Genomic DNA, 26,305 nt, shown 5'->3' on the forward strand with positions numbered 1-26,305 from the left:
TTGCGAGATTTATGTGCTCCCGCAAACGGGGAGTTAAAAAAAACTGTACAGAGATGGCTACTGAAAATCCGATCCTGCCTGCTCCCGAGGAGCGAGTCAGCCCCGCGGCTGAAGATGCGCAAACTGCCCCCGAAGCGACTCCCGAAGTCCCTCGAACCGAATCGGCCGCCGAGTGTGCGGCAGTTGAAACGGCTGCTGCCGAAATAGCCGAACCTGCACTTGCGGGAGAGGTCGAGACTGCCCGGCTGGAGCCGGCCGCTGCGAAGGAGCCTGTCGCCGATGCACAGCCCGCCGTTGAAGAGAAGCCGGCCGCAGAGGCCGCGGTTTGCGCAAGTGAACCCGCGACCGAAATCGAGGCAGCACCGCAGTCGGAGGCTGTCGAGGAACCGGAGTCGGTCGCCGCGCCGGAAATGGAGGCTGTGGACGAGCAGGTAGAGCGGACTGTACCCGAAAACGAGGTTGCTGCGGAACCGGAAGAGGTTGTAGCACCGGAAGCCGAGGCCGTTGCGGAATCGGACGTGGCGGCTGCGCCGGAAACGGAGGCAGCTACGCCCAATACGCAGGAACCGGAGCCCGGGGTGCGCGCGAAGCGTGCCCGTATCCGGACCGGGGCGGTGGCTGTCGGAACGGACGAGGAGTCGGAAGCGGCGGACGAGCGGGTCGATTTTTCGGACGAGGAGGCCGCTCTCGCGGCACAGGATGCCGGGTTGGACCTCGATGCGGAGACGCCCGAGGAGGAGGCTGCCGGGCAGCTGGCTGCCGAAACTCCGGCCGAGGCGGACCCGTTTGCCGGCAAGTCGAAAGAGGAGCTGGTGGCGCTCTTCGCCCGGATGATGGAGGAACGCCCCGTGCAGTCGCTCCGCCGCGACGTCGAGGCGCTCAAGATCGCTTTCTACCGCCTGCGCCGCGCCGAGGTGGAGGCCGCACGCCGCACGTTCCTCGAGGAGGGCGGCGCCGAGGAGGATTTCGCTCCGTCGGTCGACGGAAACGAGGTGCAGCTCAAAGAGCTGTTCAAGGAGTACCGCCGCCGCCGCGACGAGTTCATCGCCAATCTGGAGGCCGAGAAAGAGGCCAACTACAAGGTCAAGCTCGGAATCATCGACGAACTGAAAGAGCTGGTCAACTCGGACGAGACGCTCAACCATACGTTCAACCGGTTCCGCGATTTGCAGCAGCGCTGGAAAGAGACCGGCATTGTGCCCCAGCAGTATGTCAAGGACCTGTGGGAGACCTACAACCTGCATGTCGAGAACTTTTACAGCTTCATCAAGATCAACAAGGAGCTGCGCGACCTGGACCTGAAGAAGAATTACGAGCAGAAGGTAGCCCTCTGCGAGCAGGCCGAGGCGCTGGTGCTCGAACCCTCGGTCATCGAGGCGTTCCACAAGTTGCAGAAACTGCACGACGAGTGGCGCGAGACGGGACCGGTGGCCAACGAGTTTAAGGAGGCGCTCTGGGAGCGTTTCAAGGCCGCTTCGAGCCGTATCAACAAGCAGCATCAGGAGCATTTCGAAACGCTGAAAGGGGAGCAGCTCAAAAACCTGGAACTCAAGACGGCCTTGTGCGCCGCCACGGAGGAGCTCTACTCGCAGCCGATGACCACCCGCAAGGAGTGGAACCGCGCCAGCGACCGCCTGCTCGAAATCCAGAAGACCTGGAAGACGATCGGGTTCGCCCCCAAGAAAGACAACAACCGCATCTACGAGCGGTTCCGCACGGCCTGCGACCGCTTCTTCGAGGCCAAGCGGCAGTTCTATTCGGCCGTCAAGTCGGAGATGGAACACAATTTACAGCTCAAAACCGAGATATGCGAGGCCGCCGAGTCGTTTGTGAACAGCGAAGACTGGAAGAAGACGACCGACGAACTGATCGCCTTGCAGGCACGCTGGAAGCAGATCGGAGCCGTATCGCGGCGCCACTCGGACGCTATCTGGAAGCGGTTTCGTTCGGCCTGCGACCGGTTCTTCGAACGCAAGGGGGCCCATTTTGCCTCGGTGGACGGCGAGTACGAGGAGAATTTGCAGAAGAAGATCGCCCTCTTGGACGAAATGGCCGCGGCCGATGTGCGGGCCGGAGGCTACGAGGTGATCCGTGAGTTCCAGCGCCGCTGGGGCGAGATCGGGTTCGTGCCCATCAAGCAGAAAGAGGCCGTGCAGAAGCGCTACAAGGCTGCCGTGGACGAGTTGTTCAACGCCCTGCGCGGCTCGGAGCGCGACCGTTCGATGAACCGCTTCCGCGAGAAAGTCTCCTCGTTGAAAGGTGCCGGCGACCGCCGCGTGCGCACGGAGCGTGAGCGGTTGTACAACAAGGTGCGCCAACTGGAACAGGAGGTCGCTCTCTTGGAGAACAACATCGGGTTCTTCGCCAAGTCGAAGAATGCCGAGGCCCTGGTGGCCGACGTGAAAGCCAAGATCGACCGTGCCCGCGAGGAGATCGCCGCGACCATCGAAAAGGTCAAGCTGATCGACCGCGAAGCCGCCCGGGAGCAGCATGACCAGAACAAGGATTAAATCAGTATAAAAGGAACTACGGTAATGAAACTTTCCAAACCCAAGTACATTTTCGTGACGGGCGGTGTGGCCTCTTCGCTCGGCAAGGGAATTATTGCGGCGTCGATCGCCCGGCTGTTGCAGGCCCGCGGCTATTCGGTGACCATTCAGAAACTCGACCCCTATATCAACGTCGATCCCGGTACGCTCAACCCCTACGAGCACGGCGAGTGCTACGTCACGGAAGACGGCGCCGAGACCGACCTCGACCTGGGCCATTACGAGCGTTTTACCAACCAGCCCACGTCGAAATCGAACAACGTGACCACGGGACGCATTTACAAGAGCGTCATCGAGAAGGAACGCAAGGGCGAATACCTGGGCAAGACCGTACAGGTCATCCCCCACATCACCGACGAGATCAAGCGCCGCATCCAGATGCTCGCGCAGACCAAGAAATACGACATCATCATCACCGAGATCGGCGGCACGGTGGGCGACATCGAGTCGCTGCCGTTCATCGAGTCGGTCCGCCAGCTGCGCTACTCGCTCGGCTACAAGAATACGGCGCTGGTCCACCTGACGCTGATTCCCTACATGGCTGCATCGGGCGAACTGAAGACCAAACCCACGCAGCATTCGGTCAAGGCCCTGTTGGAGAACGGTTTGCAGCCCGATATTCTGGTGCTGCGCACCGAGCATCCGCTCTCGACGTCGCTGCGCCGCAAGGTCGCGCTCTTCTGCAACGTCGACCCCAACGCCGTGATGGAGTCGATCGACGTGCCCACGATCTACGAGGTGCCGATGAAGATGCACGAGCAGCACCTGGACGAGGTGGTGCTCGACAAGCTGAACCTCCCGGCCGACCAGGAGCTCGACATGGCGGCCTGGACGGCGCATGTGGAGAAGATCAAGCATCCCGCGAAAAAACTCGAAATCGCCCTGGTGGGCAAGTACACCGAGCTGCCGGACGCCTACAAGTCGATCTGCGAGTCGTTCGTCCATGCGGGCGCCGTGAACGATGCCAAGGTCAAGCTGCGCTATGTCAATTCGGAGAAACTGACCCCGGAGACCTCGGCCGCGCTGCTGGGGAAAATGTGCGGCATCCTGGTGGCTCCCGGATTCGGAAACCGCGGCATCGAGGGCAAAATCGAGGCCGTGCGCTTCGCCCGCGAGAACGGCATCCCGTTCCTGGGTATCTGCCTGGGCATGCAGTGCGCCGTGATCGAGTTCGCACGCAACGTGCTGGGCATCGCCGACGCCAATTCGAGCGAGATGGAGTCGACGCCCCATCCGGTGATCGACCTGATGGAGGAGCAGAAAGGCGTGACGGCCAAAGGCGGAACGATGCGCCTGGGCGCCTATCCCTGTGCACTGAAGAAAGGCTCGAAAGTGGCTGCCGCCTACGGCAAACTCAACATTTCGGAGCGCCACCGCCACCGCTACGAGTTCAACAACGACTACCTCCAGCAGTTCGAGAGCGCGGGCATGAAAGCCGTGGGCGTCAACCCCGATACCAACCTGGTCGAGGCCGTCGAGTTGGAGAACCACCCCTGGTTCGTCGGCGTGCAGTACCACCCCGAGTACAAGAGCACCGTGCTGAGCCCCTCGCCGCTGTTCGTGGCGTTCGTCAAGGCTGCGATCGGGTACTGCGAAGAGAAGAAATAGTTGCATGTAAGAGACCGAAAAAACTGTAAATGGATAAAAAAACGATTTTAGGTGTTGTCGTAGTCGCGGTCCTGTTCCTGGGATTCGCCTATTTCAACAGCCAGCAGCAGAAAGAGTATCAGGAGCAGATGGCCGCTTTCAAGGCCTACCAGGATTCGGTGGCGGCCGCGACGCGCCCGGCGATCCCTGCGGCCGATTCGACGGCCCTCGCCGCCGTCGGGAGCGGCGATTCGGTCGTGGCAGCGAGTGCCGCGTCCGATGCGGTGCGCGAGCGGCAGGTGGCTCAGTTGGGCGAATACCTGGCCTCGGCGCGCGAGGGCGAGGTCCAGGAGATCACCATCGAGAACGAGGTGATGACGGTGCGCTTTTCGACCCTCGGCGGCCAGATCACGGGCGTCACGCTCAAGGACTACACGCAATACGCTCCGCGCGGCGAGCGCAACCGGCCGGTCGAGCTGTTCGACCCCGCAACGGCCTATTTCGGGTTGTCGTTCTTTATCAAGAACGGCCTGAACAACGTGCGGGTCAATACGATGGACTACTATTTCACGCCCCTGCCGGTCGAGACGGCCGAGGACGGCGCACAGGTGGTGGCCATGCGCCTGAACGTGGGCGAAGAGGCGTGGCTCGAATACAGATACCTTATATATAATGGAGCAGCGCCCCAGCGAGACTACCTCGTCGATTTCGACGTGCGGCTGGTGGGCATGGCGCAGGTCATGGCCAACCAGACCTCGCTGGGGATCGACTGGTCGAACACCTCCTACCAGAACGAGCGGGGCTTCAAGAACGAAAACATGTACACCACGGTGGCCTACCGTTTTCCGGACGAGACCTCGATCGAGGAGCTGGGCATGAGCGAGAGCGACAAGTCGAAAGACGTAACCACCTCGCTCAACTGGTTGGGATTCAAGCAGCAGTTCTTCTCGTCGGTCTTCATCGCTCCGGAGAATATCTCGAACGCCACGATGTCGTTCCGCACGGCACAGCCCGGCTCGGGCTATATCAAGGAGTTCGCGGCCAAGATGACCGTGCCCTACAACGCGCAGACCGAAGTGTATGATTTCGCTTTCTATTTCGGTCCCAACAAATACTCGATCCTCAAGAAGATCGACGTCGGGGGCAAGGACCTCTACCTGGAGCGGCTCATCCCGCTCGGATGGGGTATTTTCGGTTGGATCAACCGCTGGTGCGTGATTCCGGTCTTCGATTTCCTGCGCAACTACATCGCGTCGTTCGGTATCATCATCCTGATTCTGGCGGTGCTGATTCGTCTGATCATTTCGCCGCTGACGTATAAGAGTTACGTCTCGATGGCTAAGATGCGGCTCATCAAACCGCAGGTCGACGAACTGGCCAAGAAATACCCCAAGCAGGAGGACGCCATGAAGAAACAGCAGGCGACCATGGAGCTCTATAAGAGAGCGGGTATCAACCCGATGGGCGGGTGTATCCCGATGCTCATCCAGATGCCGATCCTGATCGCCATGTTCCGCTTCTTCCCCGCCTCGATCGAGTTGCGGGAGCAACCTTTCCTCTGGGCCGGCGATCTCTCTTCGTACGACAGCGTGCTCAACCTGCCGTTCTCGATCCCGTTCTACGGCGACCACGTCTCGCTGTTCGCCCTTTTGATGGCCCTCTCGACCTTCGCCTACTCGTACTACAACTACCAGCAGACGGCCTCGTCGCAGCCGCAGATGGCCGGCATGAAATTCATGATGGTCTACATGATGCCCGTCATGCTGCTGTTCTGGTTCAACAGCTACTCGAGCGGCCTGTGCTACTACTACCTGCTGTCGAACCTGCTGACCATCGGCCAGACGCTCGTCATCCGCCGCATGGTCGACGACGGGAAGATCCAGGCCGTGATGCAGGCCAATGCCGCGAAGAAATCGAAAGGCAAGAAATCGAAATTCCAGGCCCGCTACGAGGAGATGATGCGCCAGCAGCAGGCCGAGCGCGGCAAACGGAGGTAGTTATTAAATTTTTTGAGTTCGGGTCGGAGAAAGCTTTTCGCTTTCTTTGGCCCTTTTTTTATTTATTTACTATTAATAGTTGTATTGTCTAAAATTTTAGTGTATATTTGAAAACGGGTGTATTTCTTTTTCAAATTAGAGGATTGACTGAATGCAAATTATTACCGGTTAGAGATGTCTTAATATCCAACGGATACCTTGATATTTCATCATTAACCCTTAAAATTCAGCATTATGAAACGGACTGTTATTTTGCTTCTTAGCCTGGCAATGTCGGTGGCATGTGTGAAAGAGGATGTGGAAAATGGAAATCCGGCGAATCCGCATGAAGAGGGAGTAGAAATTTTGCAGCCTCGGGATCCCTCTCTTCCCACTGTACCCAACCGAGCCATCCGCTCGATGGCTACCCGTGCGACCAACAGCGGGTTCACAAAACTCGAGGACTTTGTGGGCCGCTCCTACAACAATATTACCTCCATACTGGGAGATCAGGAGAATATCCTCTATCCAGTGATCGATCTGGAGCGGTTGCGAGCCGACCATCCGAGTTATTTGAAGAAAGACGGGCTGTTCAAAAGCGAGATGAGTTCCTATGCCTATTCCACGGATGAGGAGTACGAACGCAAATCATCAGTAACCGATAAAATATCAACCGGTTTTCGTCTGAATCTGGGGTTCTTTTCCATCGGACGCAAATTAGTGATCGAACGTACTTTTGCTACTCATGTTACGGAAAGCAACCTGGATGCCTACGGCGAACTGAGCGTCGATATTCAGAATGGTTTATATTCTTTAATGACTTCTTCGCTTTCAAATAAGCGAATAGGGCGGAATATTTGGACCCGGATTTCAACGAGCAACTCTACAATCTAACTATCGACGAACTTCTTTCCGTCTATGGACCATTCGTTTTAACGGGATATTATACCGGTGGGCGTGCCTCCGCTCTGTATCACGCCTACCAATATAAATACAGCAATACTACAGCACGGGTAGAAGGGTTGCAAGCCAGCATGGAGGCATCCTGTATATTCAATAAGTCGGATTCGCTCGGTTTCGGTTTCGGGTTCACCAATAACAAAAGCGAAGCGGAAGAAACCAAAAAAAGGTTCGAATCTGTGAAAATGTCACTTAAAACCATTGGCGGAGCCAGCAGCACCGGTGTCGGCATGGGTGCGAAAACAATAGGAGATGTAAATATCGATCTTTCGAGTTGGCTGGCATCACTGCAAAATCCCGACAATCATGCGGTTATCGGAATCCAGGACGGAGGGCTTCATCCGATTTCCGATTTCCTGCTCGAAGAAAATTTCCGCCAGCGGATCAGTGAGGTCCACAATAACAATATCAAAACCTTGCAACAACAACTACCATATATTTAATTTGCCACTTTTAATCAAGTTAGCGGGCCAAATGAAATCAATGTGATCTTAAACACTCGACACGGGGATAAAGTTATTTTGAGTCCTGCGAAAGAGATATTTACCGGTTGGGATAATTTGACACTCGACCAAGTTATAGCTGGATGGATGTATCAAAAAAAATCTTTCTTTGATATAAAAATCATAAGAAATTATAAAAATTATGATACCACTATGTTGCCATTTGGGAAAAAAGAGTGGCTGTTTTTCCGGTTGGATAATGTAAACGAGGTAAAAATGTTGAAATTTGTCAATGAAAAAAACAACATGGTCTACCTGTACGATCCGGAACAGAAATTCGCGTTCTCTTTCCCCAATGATGATTATACGGTCGATGTGTATGGCATTCGGGAATGGGTCGAAACGATGCGGACCGGGAAACTCAATATCCTGGATTTGTGCAATAATTATCGGGTGATCGGTTTATAACTTAATCTTTGAATTATGAAATGGTATAAAATTCTCTTATTTGGTTTGGTAGGTGTGTTGTGCCTTTCTTGTGATAGCGACAAGGAGGAATTCCGAATGAAAGCCGGGGATTTGTTGAATACAGCCTGGCAGGGCCAAGTGAACTGGTACGAAAACGGTAAGGTTTACTATACGAAGAATGTATCGTTTCAGTTTTCGTCTGAAAAAACAGGTATTTCGAAGAGTGTGACTGTGACCTATCCGGATTATGAACCCTTTATCACCTCGTTCGAATATCAATTCGATGGGAAATGCCTCAAGTATGCGAGAGGAGACGGGCATTTGGAGGGAAGTTGGTTTGTGATTTCGGCTCAGCCGAATAAACTCGAACTGCATAGCGATCTATATGAAAATGTGAGCGATAGAGGTATTATGATACTTGACCGGGTTTACTGATAAAATGCAAAGCGGCCCCAGCGAGGGCCGCTTTTCGTGTTTGGAATGGACTGAAATTTTACTTTCCGAATCCCGCCGAGACGAACAGCAGGACGTCGGGCAGGGCCGTCCGCCAGTAGCGCCAGGTGTGGCCGCCGTCGCGCATGCGAAATTGGAGCGGGATGTTGCGGCGGCGCATCTCCGTGTAGAAAAGAACATTGCCCTCCCACAGGAAATCGTCGTCGCCGCAGTCGACCCACCAGCGGACCGTGCGCAGGGCATCTGCCTCCTGGGCGGTCATCGTGCGCAGAAATGTCAGGGCATTGTGTTTCTCGAAAGCGGCGATGTAATCGGGATTGGAGGCCTTGCGCGGAGCGTCGAACTGTATCAGCGCGCTCAACGGACAGGCCGATCCGAACAGTTCGGGGTGGTGTTGGGCATAGTAGAGCGTGCCGCAGCCACCCATCGACAATCCGGCGATGGCGCGGTGCGCCTTGTCGCCGCGTATGCGGTAGTGCCCCTCCACCGCGGGCAGCAGTTCTTCGATGAAGAACCGCGCATACTCCCAGCCCGGAAGATCGAAATAGCCTACGCGCCATTGGGCGTCGGAGCGACCGTCGTCCGAGGCGTCGGGCATGACGACGATCATCGGTCGGATACGCCCCTCGGCGATCGCTTCGTCGGCGATCTGCCGCAGGTTGCCCAGCTCGGTCCAGTTGGTGTGGCTGCCGCCGGCGCCGTGGAGCAGGTAGAGCACCGGGTAATGCTCCCCGCAGCGGTCGTAACCGTCGGGCAGGTAGACCGTGCAGGGCCTTTCGCAGCCGAGGATCGCGCTTGGGACGGAGAACGTTTCGATGCGGCTCTGTGCCGCAGCCGTTGCCAGGACCGCGAGGGCCGCAAGCAGGAGCAGGGGGCGTTTCATGGGCAGATGAAAGGAATGGCAGTTATTCCACATAGAGCACCAGCCCCTTGAGGTATTCGCCCTCGGGGTGGTAGATGTTGATCGGGTGGTCGGCGGGCTGCGTCAACTGGTGCAGGATGCGGACTCGGCGTCCGGCAATGGCCGCAGCGGAGAAAACGGTGGTGCGAAACAACTCTTTCGAAACGGCCTGCGAGCAGGAGAATGTGAAGAGAATGCCCCCGGGCCGGATTTGCGCGAGCGCCCGGGCATTGAGCCGCTTGTAGCCCTGCATGGCGTTGCCCAGTACCTTGTGGTGCTTGGCGAATGCCGGCGGGTCGAGGATAATCAGGTCGTAGCGGTCGCCGATGTCGCGCAGGTACTCCACGGCGTCGGCCACGATCTCGGTGTGCGGAGCGTCGGGGCCGAAATTCAGGCGCATGTTCTCCGTGGCCAGCGCCACGGCCCGCTCCGAGGAGTCTACCGAGCAAACCTCGCGGGCGCCGCCCGAAAGGGCATAGACCGAGAATCCGCCCGTGTAGCAAAACGTGTTGAGCACCGTGCGCCCTTTGGCATAGCGCTTGACCAGTTCGCGGTTCTTGCGCTGGTCGAGGAAGAAGCCGGTTTTCTGCCCCTTTTCCCAGTTGACACGAAACTGCTCCCCGTTTTCGAGCACTACCTGCGAGGGATCGGCGTGCCCCCAGAGGTAGCCGTCCACGGCGCCCAGATCGGCCTTGAAAGGCAGGGTCTGCGACGACTTGTCGTAGATGGCTGCGATGCGTTCGCCATACACCGTGCGGATGGCCCGGGCGATCTCCATGCGCGAACGGTACATGCCTGCCGAGTGGCACTGGACGACGGCCGTCGTGCCATAGATGTCGACGACAAGCCCCGGCAGCGAGTCGCCCTCGCCATGGACAAGGCGGTAGCAGGTGGTGGCAGGGTTTTCCGCAAGGCCCAGCGTGCGCCGCACGTCCGCGGCTACGGCGATGCGGCGCTCCCACCATGCGGCGTCGATCGGCTCTGCGTCGAACGAGAGGACGCGCACGGCGATTGAGCCGATCTGGTAGTGGCCCCGGGCGATGAAATCGCCCTTGGAGGTGTAGACCTCGACCAAAGCCCCCTCTGCGATTTCGGACTCCTCCTCGGCCTTGATGTAGTCGATGGCGCCCGAGAAGATCCAGGGGTGTCGGCGCAGGAGCGACTCCTCCTTGCCACGGCGCAGGTAGATTTGCGGTGTCATGCTTGTTTTTCGCTGGTTTTGGGTGTGCGTGCGCTGGCGCGCTTGATTTTCGGGGTGTGCTGCAACCGGTCGTAGATGCGCGTGCAGACCCAGGCGTCGGTGGCGGCGTAGAGTTGCTGCTTGTCCGTGAGGGTCGTGGCCTCCCAGTTGCTCAGCCGCTGTGCTTTCGAGACGCGCTTGCCGAGCACGATGGCCGAGAGTTTGCGCAGGCTCTTCTCCTCGATACCCCAGGCCGGGGCGATCGTTTGCAGGTCGACGAAGCCACCGTCGCGGAAATGGCGGATTTGCCTGAGCGAGCGGAGGTCGCCCGCCACGTCGGCGCCGATCTTGAGCACCTGACGCGATTCGAGCAGTTGCAAAATGGGTTTTGCAAGCGGAATCCGGTTGAGCCGGAAGAGGTAGCAGCGCTCAGGGGTGGCCAGTTGCAGAAGCGACACGCGGTACGTAACGCCCGGGCGGAACGAGGGACGTGTCTCGGTGTCGAACCCTACCAGAGGTTGCTGCATGAGGTATTTGCAGGCGGGCGCGATGTCGCGTTCGTGCTCCACGATGCGTATCTCGCCACGGAACTCCACGGCCGGGAGCAGGGCGGTCTGTTCGTTGCTGATCTTGTCGACGAAAGTGTTAACGGTAGTCATGTTCCCGCAAAATTACGCAATTATTTCCAGATTACCGTCTTCGCGGGTGGTGATTTTGCCCTCGTCGTGCAGCGCGCGCAATGCCTCGGCCACGCGGTCGGGCGGCGCGGCCACGGCACGTAACAGCGTGCGCGGATCGGTCGTCCCGGCCGCGAGAAGTCGCAGCACCTCCTGTCGCAGGCCGGACTCCTCCCAGGCGGGAGCGGCCGCCTGTTTTTCTGCCCGGCGGCGCGCCAGGCAGATGTCGCAGACGCCGCACGGCTCGGCGTCGCCCTGCCCGAAATACTCCTCCAGAAAGACGCTCCGGCAATGCGTCTCGTTGGCGGCGTAGGCAATCATCCGCTCGAACCGTTCGCGCATCAGCTCCTGCCGCCGCTTGTAGGTCTCCGGCGCGATGTAGAGGTCGGCCCGCGGCAGCCGCTCCTCGTCGAGAAAGAGGATCGGCGAGCGGTTGGAGGGGATGTAGCGGATGACGCGCAGCTGCCACAGGCGCTTGAGCAGCTCCTTGACCCGCGGGACGGTGTATCCGCTCCAGGTGGCGATCTCGCCCTCGTCGATGGGGCGGAACTCGGTGAAGACCCCGTTGTAGAGTCTCAGGAGCGTGCGGATGAAATGGTCCAAGTCGCTGCGCTGCACGCGCAGTTTGTAGAGGTCGTCGCGGCTGACCGTGAAGAGGATGCGCGCGGGGTTCTCTTGGGCGTCGGTCAGGGTCAGATAACCGTTCTGTTGCAAGAGCTTCAGGGCGCTCTGCACGGTGCCGCCGTAGAGGTGCTCGCGGGCGCAGAAATCGTGGATATTGAACAAAAAGGACGCTTCGGCCCCGTCGCCGATACCCACCTGGAGGTAGGAACAGACGCGTTCGTAAATTTCCTTGACCTTTTCGAGCGGCGGAAATTCCTGCTCGAAGCGGCGCACGATACGCTCGGCATCGTCAGCCCCGACGAGCAGCAGGGCGTAGGCCCACTTCCCGTCACGGCCCGCGCGGCCCGCCTCCTGGTAGTAGCTTTCGAGCGAGTCGCACGGAGCGTAGTGCGCAACGAAGCGCACGTCGGCCTTGTCGATTCCCATTCCGAACGCATTGGTGGCTACCATCACGCGCGTCTTGCCCGAGAGCCACTCCTCCTGGCGCGCCGCCCGTTCGGCGTGCGCCATGCCGCCGTGGTAGGCTGCGGCCGCGATGCTGTTGTCACGCAGCATAGCGGCGATCTGTTCCGTGCCCTCGCGCGTGCGGACGTAGACGATGCCCGAGCCGGGGACGTTGCGTACAAGCCGCAGCAGCTGCCCCTCCTTGTCGTCGGTATGGCGGACGCTGTACGAGAGGTTGGGCCGCGCGAAACTGCTGCGGAGGATGTGCGGCTCCGCGAAACGGAGGTGGTGCATGATGTTTTCGGCCACGAGTTTGGTGGCCGACGCGGTGAGTGCCAGCACCGGAACTCCCGGGAGTTTCTCCCGCAGTTCGGCGATGCGCAGGTACGAGGGGCGGAAATCGTAGCCCCACTGCGAGATGCAGTGGGCCTCGTCGACGGCCAGGAGCGAGACGTTCATGCGCACCACCCTGAGGCGGAACGCCTCGGTCGCCAGCCGCTCGGGGGCCACGTAGAGGAATTTCACATCGCCGTAGACGCAGTTGTCCAGCGCGATGTCGATCTGGCGGGGCGACAGCCCCGAGTGGATGGCGACGGCCGGAATGCGGCGTGCGCGCAGGCGGTCCACCTGGTCTTTCATCAGCGCGATCAGGGGCGTGACGACGATGCACAACCCCTCGCGCACAAGGGTCGGAACCTGGTAGGTGATCGACTTGCCGCCGCCGGTGGGCATCAGCGCGAGCGTGTCGCTTCCGTCCAGCACCGAGCGGATGATCTCCTGCTGCACGGGCCGGAACTCCTCGTAGCCCCAGTAGCGTTTCAGAATGGCGTGTATTTTGCCGGCTGCGGATTCCATGAATACAAAGGTAGTGAATTTTCCGGAGCCTAAATAGTCGCCGATCCGAAAACACGATCAGCGTGGCGCCTTATTCGGATGGAGACAAAGATAAGCGCAGGCGGCTGAGAAGTCGCTTGAAAAGCATGGACCCAAGCAGCGCAAGCAGGAAAATGAATACGGGAGACAATATTTCCGGTAGCGGAAACAAGGCGGAAACACGAATCGATACGATAGTAAATACGATTCCCGCAAACATTTGAAAAATATAAATATCGGTAGCATATTTTCGTCCGATAGTTTCTACGAAACTGCCATGGCCCAGATCAGGCTTGCGAAGACAAAAAAGAAATATGGAACAAGTCAGGGGTATCGTGAAAAAAATGATGTCGCCGCGAGAAAGAACGGAACAGGAAGAGATGATGGCTTTTTCAGCAATGGAAAGAGCCAGTAAAGACAAACAAACAACGGGGTGACCGAGTAACCGGATCGGCCCTTGCATGATCTGCGGTTCATGTTTGCGAATCAAATATCCGATTCCGAAAAAGGGAAAGCCGATCGAGAAGGAACAGCGTCGAATCAGGGGAAAAATGGATTGATAGGGTAATTCCGGCAGCAAAAACGAATACATGCCTGAAAGTAAGGCAAGGAGCAGTCCAAGCGGAATGATCATTTGAATTAGTCGCTCGATTCGTAGAAAAAGAATTGCCATCAAAATGAGCAAAACCTGGATATAAGCAGTCAAATACCATAAATGAGGATTGATGTTATCGCCTATCAGAATAAAATACAGTACGGATTTAAAATTTAATTGTGGGGGAGGCGGCTGTTTTCCTATTGATAAGAGAACTGCTTCGACCGTCAGGTAAAAAAAATTGGCAGCGAGGGTGATCAGGATGATCTTGCGCAGCGACCGTTTGCAACGCGAAATGGCTTTCAGGCGGTCGGATGAATAGATGAAATAACCTGAAATCATGAAAAAAGCGGGTACGGCGGTCCGGATCAGGGGATACAGACCGGGTGCGAAAACGGAAAAATGAATGCAGACGACAAAGAATGCGCAAAGGGTTTTCAGACAAAAAAGAGATGATATAAAACTCTTAGGCTGGGTGGACAGCGCATTTCCCCCCCCCCGGAATAAAATGGATCATCAGGCAGCTGTTTATGCCGCAAAGTTAAGAAATATAACTCTTCTGAATCGAACAACGCAGGAAAAATTAGGCCGTTCGGGGAATTTTTCATACTTTTGCAGCGGAACCCTACGTTCCGGAAGAGACCGATGAAGATACGACGTGAGTTCAAAGTGCGCGAGATGGCCGGAGAGCACATCCTCGTCATGCCGGGCCGCTGCGGCGCCGACATGACGCGCGTAGTGGCGCTCAACTCCTCGTCGCTGTTTTTGTGGGAGGCGCTGGCCGGACGCGAATTCAGCGCCGGGGACGTCGCCGGATTGCTTACGGAGCAGTACGAGGTGGACGAGAAGAGAGCCCGCCACGACGCCGAGGAGTGGATCGCCCGGCTGGAAGAGTGCGGAATCGTCGAAAAATAAGAAGATGAAACTCAGAAGATACATATCGCTGGTACTGCTCGCCGTCTATCTGTTTGCGACGGGAGGAACGGCCTATGCCTCTGTTTCGTGCGAATGCGTCTCGAAAGCGCCAACGGTTTCCGCATGCTGCCACCACCACTGTACCGATATTCCGTGCGGCGGCAGAGACGGCGATTCGCTCACGGCCCCGTGCTGCGGCGACCGCCACTCCACCGAAATCGAACTCTACACCGGCTCCGGCTCCGAAAACGAGCGCGGCCCCAGATGCGTCGTGCTGGACCTGCCGCCCGCGCTGGCGGCCACGTGTCCGTGTCCGGCACACGTACCTTTTCTGCGCTTGAAAGCCGTCGAGCGTCCGGCGCCGTTCCTGCCGGACCTGCGTATTCTTCCCATAGGCTTCCGCGCCCCTCCCGTATTGGCTTAGAACCCCAACGCGGACCGCTGCAAGATTCAGTCCGCCGAAAAGTTTTAACCAATAACGGAATTTCATGAAAATCAACAAAGCAATCTTACTTTTTACGGCCCTTGCCGCCGGCGTGTCGCTGCATGCCCAGGATATGCGGGGCGTAGTCCGCGATGCGGACAACCAGCCGCTCGTCGGGGCTTCGGTCTACTGGGCCGGAACGACCGTCGGCGCGAGCACCGACGCCGGGGGTGCCTTTCTGTTGCACCGGGTCAAAGGGTACGACAAACTGGTCGCGTCGTATCTGGGTTATGTAAACGATACGCTCCTTGTAGCCGGGACGGAGCCCGTCGAGTTTCGGCTTGCGGCCGAGGGCGTGGCGCTCGACGACGTGGTGATCGAGGGTGCGATGAGCGGCAATTTCGTCAAGCGCGACGGCATTGTCAAGGGCGAGATGATCTCGTTCGCCGGCCTCTGCAAAATGGCGTGCTGCAACCTGGCGGAGTCGTTCGAGAACTCGGCATCGGTAACCGTGGGGTACAGCGACGCCATTTCGGGCGCCCGGCAGATCAAGATGCTGGGCCTGGCGGGAACCTATACCCAGATACTCGACGAAAACCGCCCCATCATGCGCGGGCTGAGCGCTCCCTACGGGCTGAGCTACACGCCCGGCATGTGGCTCAACTCGATTCAGGTATCGAAAGGCGTGGCATCGGTCACGGCGGGCCACGAGGCTATCACGGGGCAGATCAACCTCGAACACCGCAAGCCCACGGACGATGAGCGGCTCTTCGTCAACCTCTACCTCGACGACGAGCTGCGCCCCGAGGCCAATATTTCGACGGCCTTTCCCGTCACGCGGGACAAGAAGCTGTCGAGCGTCATCCTGCTCCACGGTTCGATGGACACCGATGTGCGGAAGATGGATCACAATCACGACGGGTTCCGCGACCTGCCGAAAGCCGACCAGATCAACTTTGCCAACAAGTGGCTCTATGCCGCCGACAACGGGACGCAGATTCGCTGGGGTTGGAAATTCGTGCAGGAGAACCGCCTGGGCGGCATGCTGGATTACAAGGACAACACCTCGATGCGCCGTGCGATGGCCGACGGCTGGGACTGGAAGAGCTCCGGGGCCGACATGCCCCTCTACGGGTCGCATATCCGCAACCGGGGCGCCAACGGTTATTTCAAGATCGGTATGCCCGTCGGCCCCGCGGTCTACGACCCCGACGAGCAGGACGAGATGCGCTCGAACCTGGCGTTCGTGGCCGATTTCGACCATTTCAACGAAGAAGCCTATTTCGGGCTGAACTCCTACCGGGGCAATGAGAATTCGCTCTCGGCCAATCTGATGTACAACCACTATTTCACCTACCGTTCGTCGCTGATCGTCGGTGCGCAGGCCCACCTGGCCTACTACCGCGAGGGGCTGCTGAATCCGACGCCCTGGATCGAGGGGACGGAGCCGCACGATTACGATTTCAACCGCAACGAGCGCGAGGCGGGCGTCTATGCCGAATACACCTACGCCATCAAAGACAAGTTCTCTGTGGTAGCAGGCGTGAGGGGCGACTACAACCACTATTACGACCGCTTCTTCGTCACCCCGCGCGGCCATCTGAGGTGGAACCTGACCCCTTCGACCACGTTGCGCGCTTCGGCGGGCCTGGGGTACCGTTCGACGAACATCATCACCGACAATATCGGCATGCTGGCCACGGGCCGCCGGATCGAGATACCCGATTTCAAGGGCTTCGACCGCATGGAGAAAGCCCTGACGGTGGGCGGCAGCCTCACGCAGTCGTTCTCGCTGGCCGGCACGGACAACGCCACGCTCAGCTTCGACTATTTCCGCACGCAGTTCTACAACGCGGTGGTGGCCGACCAGGAGATGTATGCCGACCGGATCGTGCTCTACAACTCGGACGGGCGTTCGTTCACCGACACCTACCAGATCGACTTTTCGTGGACGCCCGTGGAGCGGCTCGATATTTTCGCCACGTTCCGCTATACCGACAGCGAAATGACGATTAAGCGACCCGAGGGCGGTTCCGCCCGCGTGGAGCGTCCGCTGGTGAGCCAATACAAGACGCTGCTCAATATTCAGTATGCGACCAAGTTCCGCCGCTGGGTCTTCGACGCTACGGCGCAGTTGAACGGACCGGCGCGCATCCCGACGCAGACGGGCAATCTCGACGACAGTTACTACTCGCCGCGCTACCCGATGTTCTTCGCGCAGGTGAGCCGCAAGGTGGGCAAGTTCGATATTTACGCCGGCTGCGAGAACATCGCCGACTACCGGCAGAAAGACCCGATTCTCAGCGCTTCGAACCCCTGGTCGTCGGATTTCAACTCGATGAACGTTTGGGGGCCGCTGATGGGCCGCAAGTTCTATATCGGATTGCGGCTGAATATTTATTAACGAGGTAGTACGGACCCGATAGAGAACGGTACAGACAATCCCTCCAAACCTCCCTTTGAAAAGGGAGGCTTGAAAGAGGAAGAGAAAATTATATCGGGCTGCGGCAGAATATTTATTAGAATGGCTGTGGAAACGAAAAGACGAACCTAATTCAATAAAATGATGAAAAAAATTGCAATTTTTTGCCTGGCCCTCCTGATGGGTGCGGGCGTCGCGCTGGCGGCCAAGCCCGCTGCGAAAGAGAAGAAAACCGTCACGACGGTATTCACGACCGACATCGACTGCGAACACTGCGTCAAGAAAATTCTCAACAACGTCCCCTCGCTCGGAAAGGGCGTGAAAGACGTCGAGGTGGACCTCGCCAAGAAAGAGGTCACCGTCATCTACGACTCGTCGAAGAACGACGATGCGAATATCGTCAAGGGTTTCGCTTCGCTCAAGGTCAAGGCCGAGCCCAAGAAAGCCGAGCCGAAAAAAGCCGCACCCGAAAAGAAATAGGTGCGGCCGCTCGGGTTTGTTATCCGAAAAGGAGTACCCTCTGAAAAGGGTACTCCTTTTTTGCATGCAGGGAAAGGACATAGCCGTGCCACCTGCCCTTGCGATGCATACGCCGGTAGGACGCCCGTGCCGGTTTTTTCCGTTGCCGTTACGCCATCGGCCGTATGCGGACCTCGGTGACGCCGTCCAGTTCGCGCACGAGCCGGTCGAGATCGGTCTTTTCGTCGACCTGCCCCGTATGGTAGGGGTAGAAGATGGCGGGCCGGATGGCTTTCACGGCCTCGACGGCCTGGTCGACGGTCATGGTGTAGGGCTGGTTGACCGGCAGGAACGCGATGTCAATCCCCTTGAGCGCTTTCATCTCCGGTGTGGGTTCCGTGTCGCCCGCAATGTAGATGCGCGTGCCGCCGATGGTGAGTACATAGCCGCAGTCTTCCCGCTCCTTGGGGTGGAACTGGAGGTGCCCCGGCGTGTTATTGTAGGCGGCGACGGCTTCGATCTTCACCCAGTCGCGCGGCGTGGCGACGCTGCCCGGCCGCATTGTGTGACAATCCATGTCGAACGCTTCGGCCGAGGTGCGGTCGCACAGAATATCGGTTTCCGGCGTGACGAGGGCCTCGACGGCCGCACGGTCCAGGTGGTCGTAGTGCGAGTGGGTGATGAGCACCAGGTCGGCTTTCGGCAGGGTGGCATAGTCGGCTTCGGCGCTCACGGGGTCGACGTAGATGCAGTGGCCCCCGACCTCGATCGAGAGCGAAGCGTGGGCGAAGAACGTGATCCGGATCGGCGTGCCGTCGCGCGCGGTGAGTTCGTCGGAGGGGTAGGCGTGGGCTGCTTTTTTGCCGCAGCCGAAGAGTGAAAGGATTGACATGGCTGTAAGAATAATTGGTTTGATCGTTTTCATAGTCTTTCAATTTTGAAGCCGGAGACGAGCGTGCGGTTCGAAAGCAGGCGAAGCCCGAAATAGCCGTCGCCCTCGCCGGGCTCGATCCGCCGGGAGAAGAGCATCCGGCCATCGACCGCGAACGCGGTCCGCGAACCCTCGACGGTGATCTCGATGTGGAGCGGTCGGTTGGGACGAAGCAGGAACTCCGGATCGGTGTATTCGCCGGCCAGGGGTTTTACCTCGTCGTTCGGAGCGCCGTAACGCAAACCGTAATAGCGGCGGAAGCGGGTAGTGGTATTGTCGTTGCCGCCGTAGCCCACATAGAAGAGGTCGAGCGAATTGTAGCGGGCGAACACGCCGCCCCGCCACGAGGACCGGGCGAAGAAATCGTCGGGATGGAGCGGGTCGGAGGCCGCCCAGAAGCAGTTGAGGTCCGCCAGGCGGTCGTGGGGCCTCTGCTCCATCAGGACGGTCGCATCGTACGAGATGCGGTAGTCGCCCCCGAGCGGCTCGGCGTACCAAAGCGTCAGCCCCGCGGGCGCTACGATTTCGAGCGTATCGCCCCGTCGGGTAAGCGTCACGGCACCCGATTCGTCCTCGGCGATCCACCGCTCCGCGGAGCCGCAGGCCGCAAGCCAAAGCAAACCGATGAGTGCAAAGCATTTCATACGGAATAAAGATACGAAATTCGTTGCAAATGGCAAAACCGATTTCGGTCCGAATTCGGTCGCAAAAGCGGAAAAAAACGTTACCTTTGTTCCGGTTCCCGACCGGAACGGTCGGAGAAAGAGAGCGCTGACAAAATATTCCGCTCTTCGATTCCGTTGGCAAGTCAGAAATACGAAAATAGCGACACGATGAAAAAACTGCTCTTTTTCACACTCTTTGCCGCGCTGGGGCTTGGCTCCTGCCTCGACAAGGACGACACTTACGAGCGTCTCAAACCCGTCATGCCCGGTCTGGAGATCGTCCAGCGGGCGCGGACGCAGAACCACCTGGCCATGCAGCCCGCCAACGCCGCATTCCGGCTGGGGATGCTGCTGGCCGAAGCCGGCGACGAGGAGGACCTCGGCAGCGTCATGTACGCGGGCGGCACGGTGATCGGCCAGCTTTTCGACAACCTCACGACGGTGGAAAAGGTCGACGCCGGCTACCGGATCACCTTTCGGCCCGATATCGTGGGCGCCGACGGCTATGCCCGCAGCGGCTCGCTGCTTGTCAAAACCAACAACGTGGCGCAACTGGCCGATACCGATGCCGGGCATTTCTGGGAGGTGATCCCCGAGGAGTTCGACATGAAGACTGTCACGAACGGATCGCTGAGCACCGTGCATCTGACCGGAGGCCGCTCCTCGCGTGTCTGGGCCAACGGCGACGGCACCTATACGGTGGCGGCGAAAAATATCATCGTCGGCTTCGACCAGGCGGATTACGCCTCGGACTGGACGGCGCAGTTTACGGTCAAGCCGGCCGATGCTTCGCTCAAATACTCCGCCTGCGCGGGCAAGGATTATGAGGTCGAAGGCAATGCCGAGGGGGTTTCGTGCTTCTCGTTCGACGGGCAGTCGGCCGTGTCGCTCAGTTACGAGCTGACGGATGCGACCTACCGGACGATTACTGCGATCCGCACCGGTACGGAAGCGGCCTCACTGATCTCTTCGAATTACAACACCGCGACTTTCCCGGCCCGGGAGGTATTGATCGAGTGGTCCGTCGACGGCGACAACCGCCGCATGCAGACCATCCGGTACAACGGTTCGGTGGTGACGATCTGACCGGGTGTGAGGCTAAGAAAAAGCGGTGCGTCGAAACGCACCGCTTTTTTCATGCGCGGCGGTCGAGCCGCATGACAGCGGGAATCGAGAACGAGACGAGGCCCAGCAGGCAGATGACCGCGCCGGCCACGACGAAAGTCGTGGTCAGCCCGACCTCCTCGGCCAGAAAGCCCGTACCTAACAGTCCGATGGCCGAGGGGAGCAGGCCGAAGCTGTAATAGAGCGACATGACGCGCCCCAGCACGCCCGCGTCGATGCGGCTCTGCACCACCGAGACGAACGAGGCGTTGAACACCCCGCCCGCAATCCCCTCGATGGCCGACAGCACAGCAAACAGGACGAACGCACCCGGGGGCAGCAGCCCCGAGGCGGCAAACGAAAGTCCCACCACCAGATTCATCCCGTTGATCAAAACGATGCGGTTGATGCGGTAGACGCGGGCGCCCATGATCGCTCCGCCCACGAGCGCTCCGCCGCCCCAAACGATCTCGATCAGGCTCATGTCGTAGGTGTCGCCCCCGAAATGCTGGAGGGTCATCAGCGGGAACATGACCCCCACGGGCATAATGCACAGCAGCACGAGGATCGTGACGGTGAAGAGCCAGCCGAGGCCGGGCACAGCGGCGATGGCCGAGAACCCTTCGCGGAACTCGCGCCAGAGGTTCGGTTTGAGCGGGCTGCGCGCTGGGTTGGGGATGCGGACGAACAGCAGCGAGGTGCAGGCGAGGGCGGCTCCGGCTACGTCCAGCAGCAGGATATTGCCGATGCCCGTCAGGCTGATCAAAACGGCCCCGAGGGCCGGTCCGACGATGTTCGACAGCGAGTTGATGACCTGGTTGACGCCCGCCACGCGCGTAAGCTGCTCCGCGGGGGCCAGCAGCGGAACAGACGCCTGCATGGCCGGCATGTGGAACGCCGAGCCGGCCGAGCGGCAGGCCAGCAGCACGTAGATATGCCACATGCGGGCCGCCTCCATCCAGAACAGCACGGCCAGCACAAGCGTACAGAGCGCGATGAAACTGTCCGCGAGGATCATCGTTCGCTTGCGGTCCCAGCGATCGACGTAGACCCCCACGAACGGACCCAGCAGCGACTGCGGCAGCATGCCCGCAATGGCGGCCAGCGCCAGCACCTCGGCCGAGCCGGTTTCGAGGCTCATCCAGAAGATGATCGCAAAACCGACGACCGCGCTCGACAGGATCGACGCCAGCTGTCCGCTCCAGATGACGGCGAATGTCTTTTTCCAGGGTTCCATACCGCAGGGTGTGTACAAGTAAGATGCTAAAAAAGGCGGACACACGAGGTGTCCGCCGCTACGATCCTCTCGTAAGGGAGGATTACTTAACTGCTTTGACGATTGCCTCGAATGCTTTGGGCTCGTTCATCGCCAGGTCGGCCATCACCTTGCGGTTGAGGGCGATTCCCTTGGCGTTGATCTTGCCGATGAATTGCGAGTAGGTCATTCCCTGGGCGCGGACGGCGGCGTTGATACGCGTGATCCACAGCGAACGGAACGTCCTCTTCTTGAGCTGGCGGTGTGCATAAGCGTAGCACAACCCCTTCTCGACCGTATTTTTCGCAACGGTCCAAACGTTTCCCCTTGAACCAAAGTTGCCTTTGGCAAGTTTCAAAACTTTCTTCCGACGTGCGCGTGATGCGACAGCGTTTACTGAACGTGGCATAATGTAAAGTTTTTTTAGATCTTGCAGCGATGCGGTTCTCCCGCATTCTTCGGGGCTGTTTCGATCCGATTCGTAAAATTTCCGCCGTTAGTTATTTAACGAGCAGGTTCTTGATTTTGGCCTCGTCGGCCGCGGAAACGGTACCCGAGTAGCAGAGGTTGCGTTTCTGTTTAGTCGTCTTTTTGGTCAGGATGTGACTGTGATAAGCGTGTTTGCGCTTGATCTTTCCCGTGCCGGTGAAGGTAAAACGCTTCTTCGCAGCGGCATTGGTTTTCATTTTCGGCATTGTCGTAAACAGTTAATTAGTTAAACATAGCCTGCAAAAGTACGCATTTTTTTTCATCCTGCAACGCATCGAACGAAAATTTTTATCCTCCGGGTAGTGTACCGCATGCAAAATTGTATTATATTTGAATGAGCCAACCGAAATCCTTGGGAGCATGGAGTGGAATTTCATCTTACGTTTGTGCATTGCGGGCCTGTGCGGCACGGTCATCGGCGTGGACCGCGAATACCGGGTCAAGGATGCGGGCTTCCGCACCCATTTTCTGGTGGCGCTGGGCAGTGCGCTGGTGATGATCGTTTCGCAGTACGGCTTCGCGGACATTCTGACCCATCCGGGCGTGGGGCTCGACCCCAGCCGCATTGCGGCACAGGTCGTGAGCGGCATCGGTTTCATCGGTGCCGGCACGATCATCATCCACCGCCAGCTGGTGCGGGGCCTTACAACGGCGGCGAGCCTGTGGGCCACGGCCGGCATCGGTCTTGCGGCGGGTGCAGACATGTTTATCGTGGCGGGTGCGGCGACCCTGCTGACTCTTTTCGGGCTGGAGGTGCTGTCGCTCTTCTTCGGCGGACTGGGCCGCCGCCGGACGATGATCGTCTTCTCGGCACCCCGCAAGGAGTTGATCGACCAAATGTTCAACCGTCTGCGAACCAAGGATTATGCGGTGGTCTCCTACGAGGTTGAGGGGGTGCGCGGCCAGCACGGAACGGTTTTCCGCGCCACGCTCGTCATCCGGGCCCGCGGCGCCTCGGACGAGGAGGCCTACATCACGCTGCTGCGCGAAGACCCCGACATTACGGTGGAGAAGATCGTCTGAATATTCGGTTGTAAAAATTGTTTGCAGAAATGACGGATTGTGCGAAAAAATCGCTATCTTGAACCGTCATGCAAACCTTTGTCCGAAAATTCGTCCCCATGCTGCTCGCGGGCTTCGTCCTTGCGTTTCAGGCCGCAGGGCAGAGTCGACCCGATTACGGGCTCGCGGAGCCACATACCGGTACCGCTTCGTCGTCCCGGGTCTACCACACCACCGCCGTGGACGAGGAGTTTCGGCACGATTTGAGGATCGTGTTCGGTGCATTACCGTTGTTCGAAAAGTGGGACGGCGACCGGGATTGGGATGGTGTTTCGTGGAACACCCCGGCCGAAGAGGTGTTGAAAGACAAATACCGCAACTCTTTTTTCGGACGCCACAGCTTTCTCTCGCTCTCGCTGCTTTGGTCCATGCGCGTCGGCAGGTCTTGGGAGGTCGGTACGACGCTTTCCTATGCGGCCTTTTACGACGGGCTATGGCGGAACTCGGACAACCGCAAGGTCGGAACGCTCCGCGAATACAATCTGTCACTCATTCCGTCGGTGCGTTACCTGTGGATGAACCGCAGCCGCTTCCGCCTCTATTCGGGTTTGGAGGCAGGCGTGCAGTTGGGACTGCGGCACGGCTTCTTCGAAGAGCAGCTGCGCAGTCGGGTTGTCGGGACGGGGCAAGTTACTTTCCTGGGCCTTACCGTCGGCAGAAAATTTTTCTTCACAACCGAACTTGGCGTCGGGTGCCGGGGCGTTTTGAACGCGGGTTTCGGGTGGCGGCTGGACAGTAAAAACAGAAGACGATGAAACGGATGCTCTTCATGTTGGTTGCAGGCCTCTGCATGGGGTGTACCTCGCGCGATTATGCGATGCCCACACAGGCCGGGTGGCGAATCTTCCGCTACACCGAACACGCTTTCGGAGCTCACCGGGCGCTTGTGCTGCGGGCGGCGCAGTTCGATGAATACCTCCGGCAGCCGACCGAAGCCGAACGCCGTCGCATTCACGATCTCTATTTTCCCCGCGAACGCATCGTCGAAGAGGAGAACGGCTGGCTGATTCTTTCCACCGACTACACCTGGGCGTTCGAAATTCGGGACGGCAAGCTGCTGGCCGACGAGGGGGCTGAGTGGAATATACGCTTCTCCACGGCGGAGGGTGGCTTGCTGGCCGAAGCCGTGATCGGCACGGCGGACGGTGCGCTTACGGCCAACACCCTTATGCGGTTGGACCGTTTCACCTGTACGGCCGAGAGCGGAGTTCGCGTTTCGGAAGATGCTTCGGGAGCGCTTTCGGCCGAGTTTTTCCGGGGTGAGGGGGCGCTTCGGGCCACCGAGACCCCCGCGCTCGACATCGACTATGCAATTTCGGAACCGGTCGTTCAGGGCTGGAACGCCCGGGCGCCGGACAGCGGTGCGATAGATATTGCGGCGCACAACCAAGCCGAGGGCCCTACCGGCGCCGACGAAGCCGTGACGGGCCGCTACCTCGGGGAGGAGATGATTGAGATCACCTATTGCGGCCAGAAAGATCGCTGGAGTTTGATGCTCGACCTTTGATCCGGCCCGCTTAGAAATAGCGGCCCGCAGGCTCCAGAATCGGCTCCCGCGCCATGTCGTTGGGGTTGGTGCCGGGAACGCCCTGGGGAATCTCTTCACCCGCTTTTGCGAAAAGTTCGGTCCAGAATGCCGGCATCGTTCCGTCCGGTGCCCCGAAATTCATCGGTCGGGCCTCGAAGAGGTGCGATCCGTCCGGAGCAAGAAAACTCTCCCATACCAGTTCGCTGCAATACATGCGTCCGTTCGCGGGCCGGAACGAGTAGTCGTAGGGTTGGCCCAGAAAGGTGCGCGCCCGCGCTACGGCCTCCGTCGCACCCGTCGTGTCTCTCAGGCGCATGACCGCTACACCGGGTCGGCCCTCGATGCGTACCGCCCGTGCAAGAAATTCATCCAGCGCAATGATCCGGACGCCTCCCTCGGTGGTGGCTTCGATCACCGAATCGGCCCGCGGGCTCCCTGCTGCAATGCCTACGTGTGAAAAATTCAGCTCGCCGTTACGCCCCGTCGCAGCCGTGATTGCACTGCTCATGTCCGAATGCCGGCCGGCCTGGAACAGCAGGTCGCCCGGACGCAGTTCGGGTTCCGTGCGGGTGCAGGAGATCGCTGAAAAGAGTATACCTATGTATAATAAAGTCCGCATGCGTGTCGTTTGTTTGCCGGGAACAAAGATAATAAAAATATTTCAGAACTAAGTCGCTGAACCATAGCCGGCTGTGAAAAAGGCTCTGAAAATGTCGAAAAATAGTGGCTGAATTATTTGGAGGTTGAGCGTTAAATCCCTTATCTTTGCACCCGCTTCGAGAGAGAAACACCGCTCGAAACGATACGAAAAACGTTCTTGAAAAGTTCTGAAAAAAGTTCCGAAATCTTTTGGAGATTCCGAAATAAGCCTTACCTTTGCACCCGCTTCGAATGCGTGATACGGTTCGAAACGATACGAAAAAAGGTTCTGGAAAATTTCTGAAAAATTCTTTCGAAAAGATTTGGTGGTTCAAAAAATAACACTTACCTTTGCACCACTTTCCACTGAAAAATCAGCGGACAGAACAAGGGAAAAGCCGATGAGGCCCGATCCCGAAACAAAAGACAAAATGTTCTTTATAGCAATATAATTGAGCAGCGTTCTTTGAAGTATTTGAGCAGCTAAAGTTTTATATCCACTCTTGCAAAAGAGTGATTTCAAACAATACCTTTGAGATTAGAGCGAAAGATTTAAACAAAACATTTTTTACAATGGAGAGTTTGATCCTGGCTCAGGATGAACGCTAGCGGCAGGCTTAACACATGCAAGTCGAGGGGCAGCACGGTGTAGCAATACACTGGTGGCGACCGGCGCACGGGT

Annotated in this window: 26 protein-coding genes and 1 rRNA gene; 16 read left to right on the top strand and 11 right to left on the bottom strand. The window is 58.2% G+C overall.

From position 1 onward, the window contains the following. Positions 1-410 precede the first annotated feature (410 nt). The 7 genes from ACMQ11_RS07510 to ACMQ11_RS07540 all read left to right on the top strand — a co-directional run bounded on the left by ACMQ11_RS07510 (position 411) and on the right by ACMQ11_RS07540 (position 8,418). Positions 411-2,510 carry a DUF349 domain-containing protein gene (locus tag ACMQ11_RS07510; protein WP_418992170.1) on the top strand — a complete coding sequence of 700 codons (2,100 nt, stop codon included), beginning with the start codon at positions 411-413 and terminating at the stop codon, positions 2,508-2,510. A 24-nt stretch (positions 2,511-2,534) separates the two neighbouring features. Further along, positions 2,535-4,157: a CTP synthase gene (locus tag ACMQ11_RS07515; protein WP_418992145.1), complete on the top strand. Its 1,623-nt coding sequence runs from the start codon at positions 2,535-2,537 to the stop codon at positions 4,155-4,157. A 29-nt stretch (positions 4,158-4,186) separates the two neighbouring features. Beyond that, complete coding sequence (gene yidC, locus ACMQ11_RS07520) at positions 4,187-6,133, top strand: membrane protein insertase YidC (protein WP_418992146.1); 1,947 nt, start codon at positions 4,187-4,189, stop codon at positions 6,131-6,133. 234 nt (positions 6,134-6,367) lie between these two features. Beyond that, positions 6,368-7,006, top strand: a complete 639-nt coding sequence (locus ACMQ11_RS07525) for a hypothetical protein (RefSeq protein WP_418992147.1) — start codon at positions 6,368-6,370, stop codon at positions 7,004-7,006. Further along, positions 6,970-7,515: an MAC/perforin domain-containing protein gene (locus ACMQ11_RS07530; protein WP_418992148.1), complete on the top strand. Its 546-nt coding sequence runs from the start codon at positions 6,970-6,972 to the stop codon at positions 7,513-7,515. Before ACMQ11_RS07525 ends, ACMQ11_RS07530 begins: the two co-directional genes overlap by 37 nt. A 42-nt stretch (positions 7,516-7,557) precedes the next feature. Beyond that, positions 7,558-7,983: a hypothetical protein gene (locus tag ACMQ11_RS07535; RefSeq protein WP_418992149.1), complete on the top strand. Its 426-nt coding sequence runs from the start codon at positions 7,558-7,560 to the stop codon at positions 7,981-7,983. 15 nt (positions 7,984-7,998) lie between these two features. Further along, the gene (locus ACMQ11_RS07540) at positions 7,999-8,418 is read left to right on the top strand and encodes a hypothetical protein (protein ID WP_418992150.1); all 420 of its coding nucleotides are present in this window, start codon (positions 7,999-8,001) and stop codon (positions 8,416-8,418) included. A 58-nt stretch (positions 8,419-8,476) separates the two neighbouring features. On the opposite strand, the gene ACMQ11_RS07545 is transcribed toward ACMQ11_RS07540, so the two are convergent. The 5 genes from ACMQ11_RS07545 to ACMQ11_RS07565 form a co-directional block, all read right to left on the bottom strand. Next, complete coding sequence (locus ACMQ11_RS07545; RefSeq protein ID WP_418992151.1) at positions 8,477-9,319, bottom strand: alpha/beta hydrolase; 843 nt, start codon at positions 9,317-9,319, stop codon at positions 8,477-8,479. A 22-nt stretch (positions 9,320-9,341) separates the two neighbouring features. Further along, complete coding sequence (locus ACMQ11_RS07550) at positions 9,342-10,538, bottom strand: class I SAM-dependent rRNA methyltransferase (RefSeq protein ID WP_418992152.1); 1,197 nt, start codon at positions 10,536-10,538, stop codon at positions 9,342-9,344. Then, complete coding sequence (locus tag ACMQ11_RS07555) at positions 10,535-11,176, bottom strand: 3'-5' exonuclease (RefSeq protein ID WP_418992153.1); 642 nt, start codon at positions 11,174-11,176, stop codon at positions 10,535-10,537. Before ACMQ11_RS07555 ends, ACMQ11_RS07550 begins: the two co-directional genes overlap by 4 nt. Before the next feature lie 12 nt (positions 11,177-11,188). Beyond that, positions 11,189-13,117, bottom strand: coding sequence for a RecQ family ATP-dependent DNA helicase (locus ACMQ11_RS07560; protein ID WP_418992154.1), 1,929 nt, complete (start codon positions 13,115-13,117; stop codon positions 11,189-11,191). 70 nt (positions 13,118-13,187) lie between these two features. Next, positions 13,188-14,240, bottom strand: a complete 1,053-nt coding sequence (locus ACMQ11_RS07565; protein WP_418992171.1) for an acyltransferase family protein — start codon at positions 14,238-14,240, stop codon at positions 13,188-13,190. A 135-nt stretch (positions 14,241-14,375) separates the two neighbouring features. On the opposite strand from ACMQ11_RS07565, the gene ACMQ11_RS07570 reads away from it, so the two are divergent. The 4 genes from ACMQ11_RS07570 (at position 14,376) to ACMQ11_RS07585 (ending at position 17,971) form a co-directional block, all read left to right on the top strand. Further along, positions 14,376-14,645, top strand: a complete 270-nt coding sequence (locus tag ACMQ11_RS07570; protein ID WP_418992155.1) for a PqqD family protein — start codon at positions 14,376-14,378, stop codon at positions 14,643-14,645. Positions 14,646-14,649: 4 nt separating this feature from the next. After that, positions 14,650-15,069, top strand: a complete 420-nt coding sequence (locus ACMQ11_RS07575; protein WP_418992156.1) for a hypothetical protein — start codon at positions 14,650-14,652, stop codon at positions 15,067-15,069. 64 nt (positions 15,070-15,133) lie between these two features. Then, positions 15,134-17,473: a TonB-dependent receptor gene (locus ACMQ11_RS07580; protein WP_418992157.1), complete on the top strand. Its 2,340-nt coding sequence runs from the start codon at positions 15,134-15,136 to the stop codon at positions 17,471-17,473. 162 nt (positions 17,474-17,635) lie between these two features. After that, the gene (locus ACMQ11_RS07585; RefSeq protein ID WP_418992158.1) at positions 17,636-17,971 is read left to right on the top strand and encodes a heavy-metal-associated domain-containing protein; all 336 of its coding nucleotides are present in this window, start codon (positions 17,636-17,638) and stop codon (positions 17,969-17,971) included. 148 nt (positions 17,972-18,119) lie between these two features. Here ACMQ11_RS07585 and ACMQ11_RS07590 read toward each other — a convergent pair whose 3' ends face one another. Next, positions 18,120-18,842, bottom strand: coding sequence for an MBL fold metallo-hydrolase (locus ACMQ11_RS07590; RefSeq protein ID WP_418992172.1), 723 nt, complete (start codon positions 18,840-18,842; stop codon positions 18,120-18,122). Positions 18,843-18,871: 29 nt separating this feature from the next. Beyond that, positions 18,872-19,525, bottom strand: coding sequence for a DUF6250 domain-containing protein (locus tag ACMQ11_RS07595; protein ID WP_418992159.1), 654 nt, complete (start codon positions 19,523-19,525; stop codon positions 18,872-18,874). A 189-nt stretch (positions 19,526-19,714) separates the two neighbouring features. Here ACMQ11_RS07595 and ACMQ11_RS07600 point away from each other — a divergent pair, with 189 nt between their 5' ends. Beyond that, positions 19,715-20,632, top strand: a complete 918-nt coding sequence (locus tag ACMQ11_RS07600; RefSeq protein WP_418992160.1) for a hypothetical protein — start codon at positions 19,715-19,717, stop codon at positions 20,630-20,632. A gap of 49 nt (positions 20,633-20,681) precedes the next feature. Here the strand turns inward: ACMQ11_RS07600 and ACMQ11_RS07605 are convergent, their stop codons facing one another. The 3 genes from ACMQ11_RS07605 to rpmI form a co-directional block, all read right to left on the bottom strand. After that, positions 20,682-21,887, bottom strand: a complete 1,206-nt coding sequence (locus ACMQ11_RS07605; RefSeq protein WP_418992161.1) for an MFS transporter — start codon at positions 21,885-21,887, stop codon at positions 20,682-20,684. A gap of 82 nt (positions 21,888-21,969) precedes the next feature. Continuing rightward, positions 21,970-22,314 (bottom strand): 50S ribosomal protein L20, encoded by a 345-nt coding sequence (rplT, locus tag ACMQ11_RS07610; RefSeq protein ID WP_418992162.1) that lies wholly within the window; start codon positions 22,312-22,314, stop codon positions 21,970-21,972. A 91-nt stretch (positions 22,315-22,405) separates the two neighbouring features. Continuing rightward, positions 22,406-22,600 (bottom strand): 50S ribosomal protein L35, encoded by a 195-nt coding sequence (rpmI, locus tag ACMQ11_RS07615; protein ID WP_009598828.1) that lies wholly within the window; start codon positions 22,598-22,600, stop codon positions 22,406-22,408. A 154-nt stretch (positions 22,601-22,754) separates the two neighbouring features. On the opposite strand from rpmI, the gene ACMQ11_RS07620 reads away from it, so the two are divergent. From ACMQ11_RS07620 to ACMQ11_RS07630, 3 genes are all read left to right on the top strand, one after another. Beyond that, complete coding sequence (locus ACMQ11_RS07620) at positions 22,755-23,417, top strand: MgtC/SapB family protein (RefSeq protein WP_418992163.1); 663 nt, start codon at positions 22,755-22,757, stop codon at positions 23,415-23,417. 68 nt (positions 23,418-23,485) lie between these two features. After that, positions 23,486-24,211: a hypothetical protein gene (locus ACMQ11_RS07625; protein ID WP_418992164.1), complete on the top strand. Its 726-nt coding sequence runs from the start codon at positions 23,486-23,488 to the stop codon at positions 24,209-24,211. After that, positions 24,208-24,963 (top strand): hypothetical protein, encoded by a 756-nt coding sequence (locus tag ACMQ11_RS07630; protein WP_418992165.1) that lies wholly within the window; start codon positions 24,208-24,210, stop codon positions 24,961-24,963. The genes ACMQ11_RS07625 and ACMQ11_RS07630 overlap by 4 nt, the downstream gene beginning before the upstream one ends. 10 nt (positions 24,964-24,973) lie before the next feature. On the opposite strand, the gene ACMQ11_RS07635 is transcribed toward ACMQ11_RS07630, so the two are convergent. Beyond that, on the bottom strand, positions 24,974-25,603 hold the full coding sequence (locus ACMQ11_RS07635) for a YiiX/YebB-like N1pC/P60 family cysteine hydrolase (RefSeq protein ID WP_418992166.1): 630 nt from the start codon (positions 25,601-25,603) through the stop codon (positions 24,974-24,976). A 590-nt stretch (positions 25,604-26,193) separates the two neighbouring features. Between ACMQ11_RS07635 and ACMQ11_RS07640 the strand changes: the two genes are divergently transcribed. Beyond that, positions 26,194-26,305, top strand: a 16S ribosomal RNA gene (locus ACMQ11_RS07640); the annotation flags it as partial.

Source organism: Alistipes sp. (assembly GCF_048465575.1).
Taxonomy (GTDB): Bacteria; Bacteroidota; Bacteroidia; order Bacteroidales; family Rikenellaceae; genus Alistipes.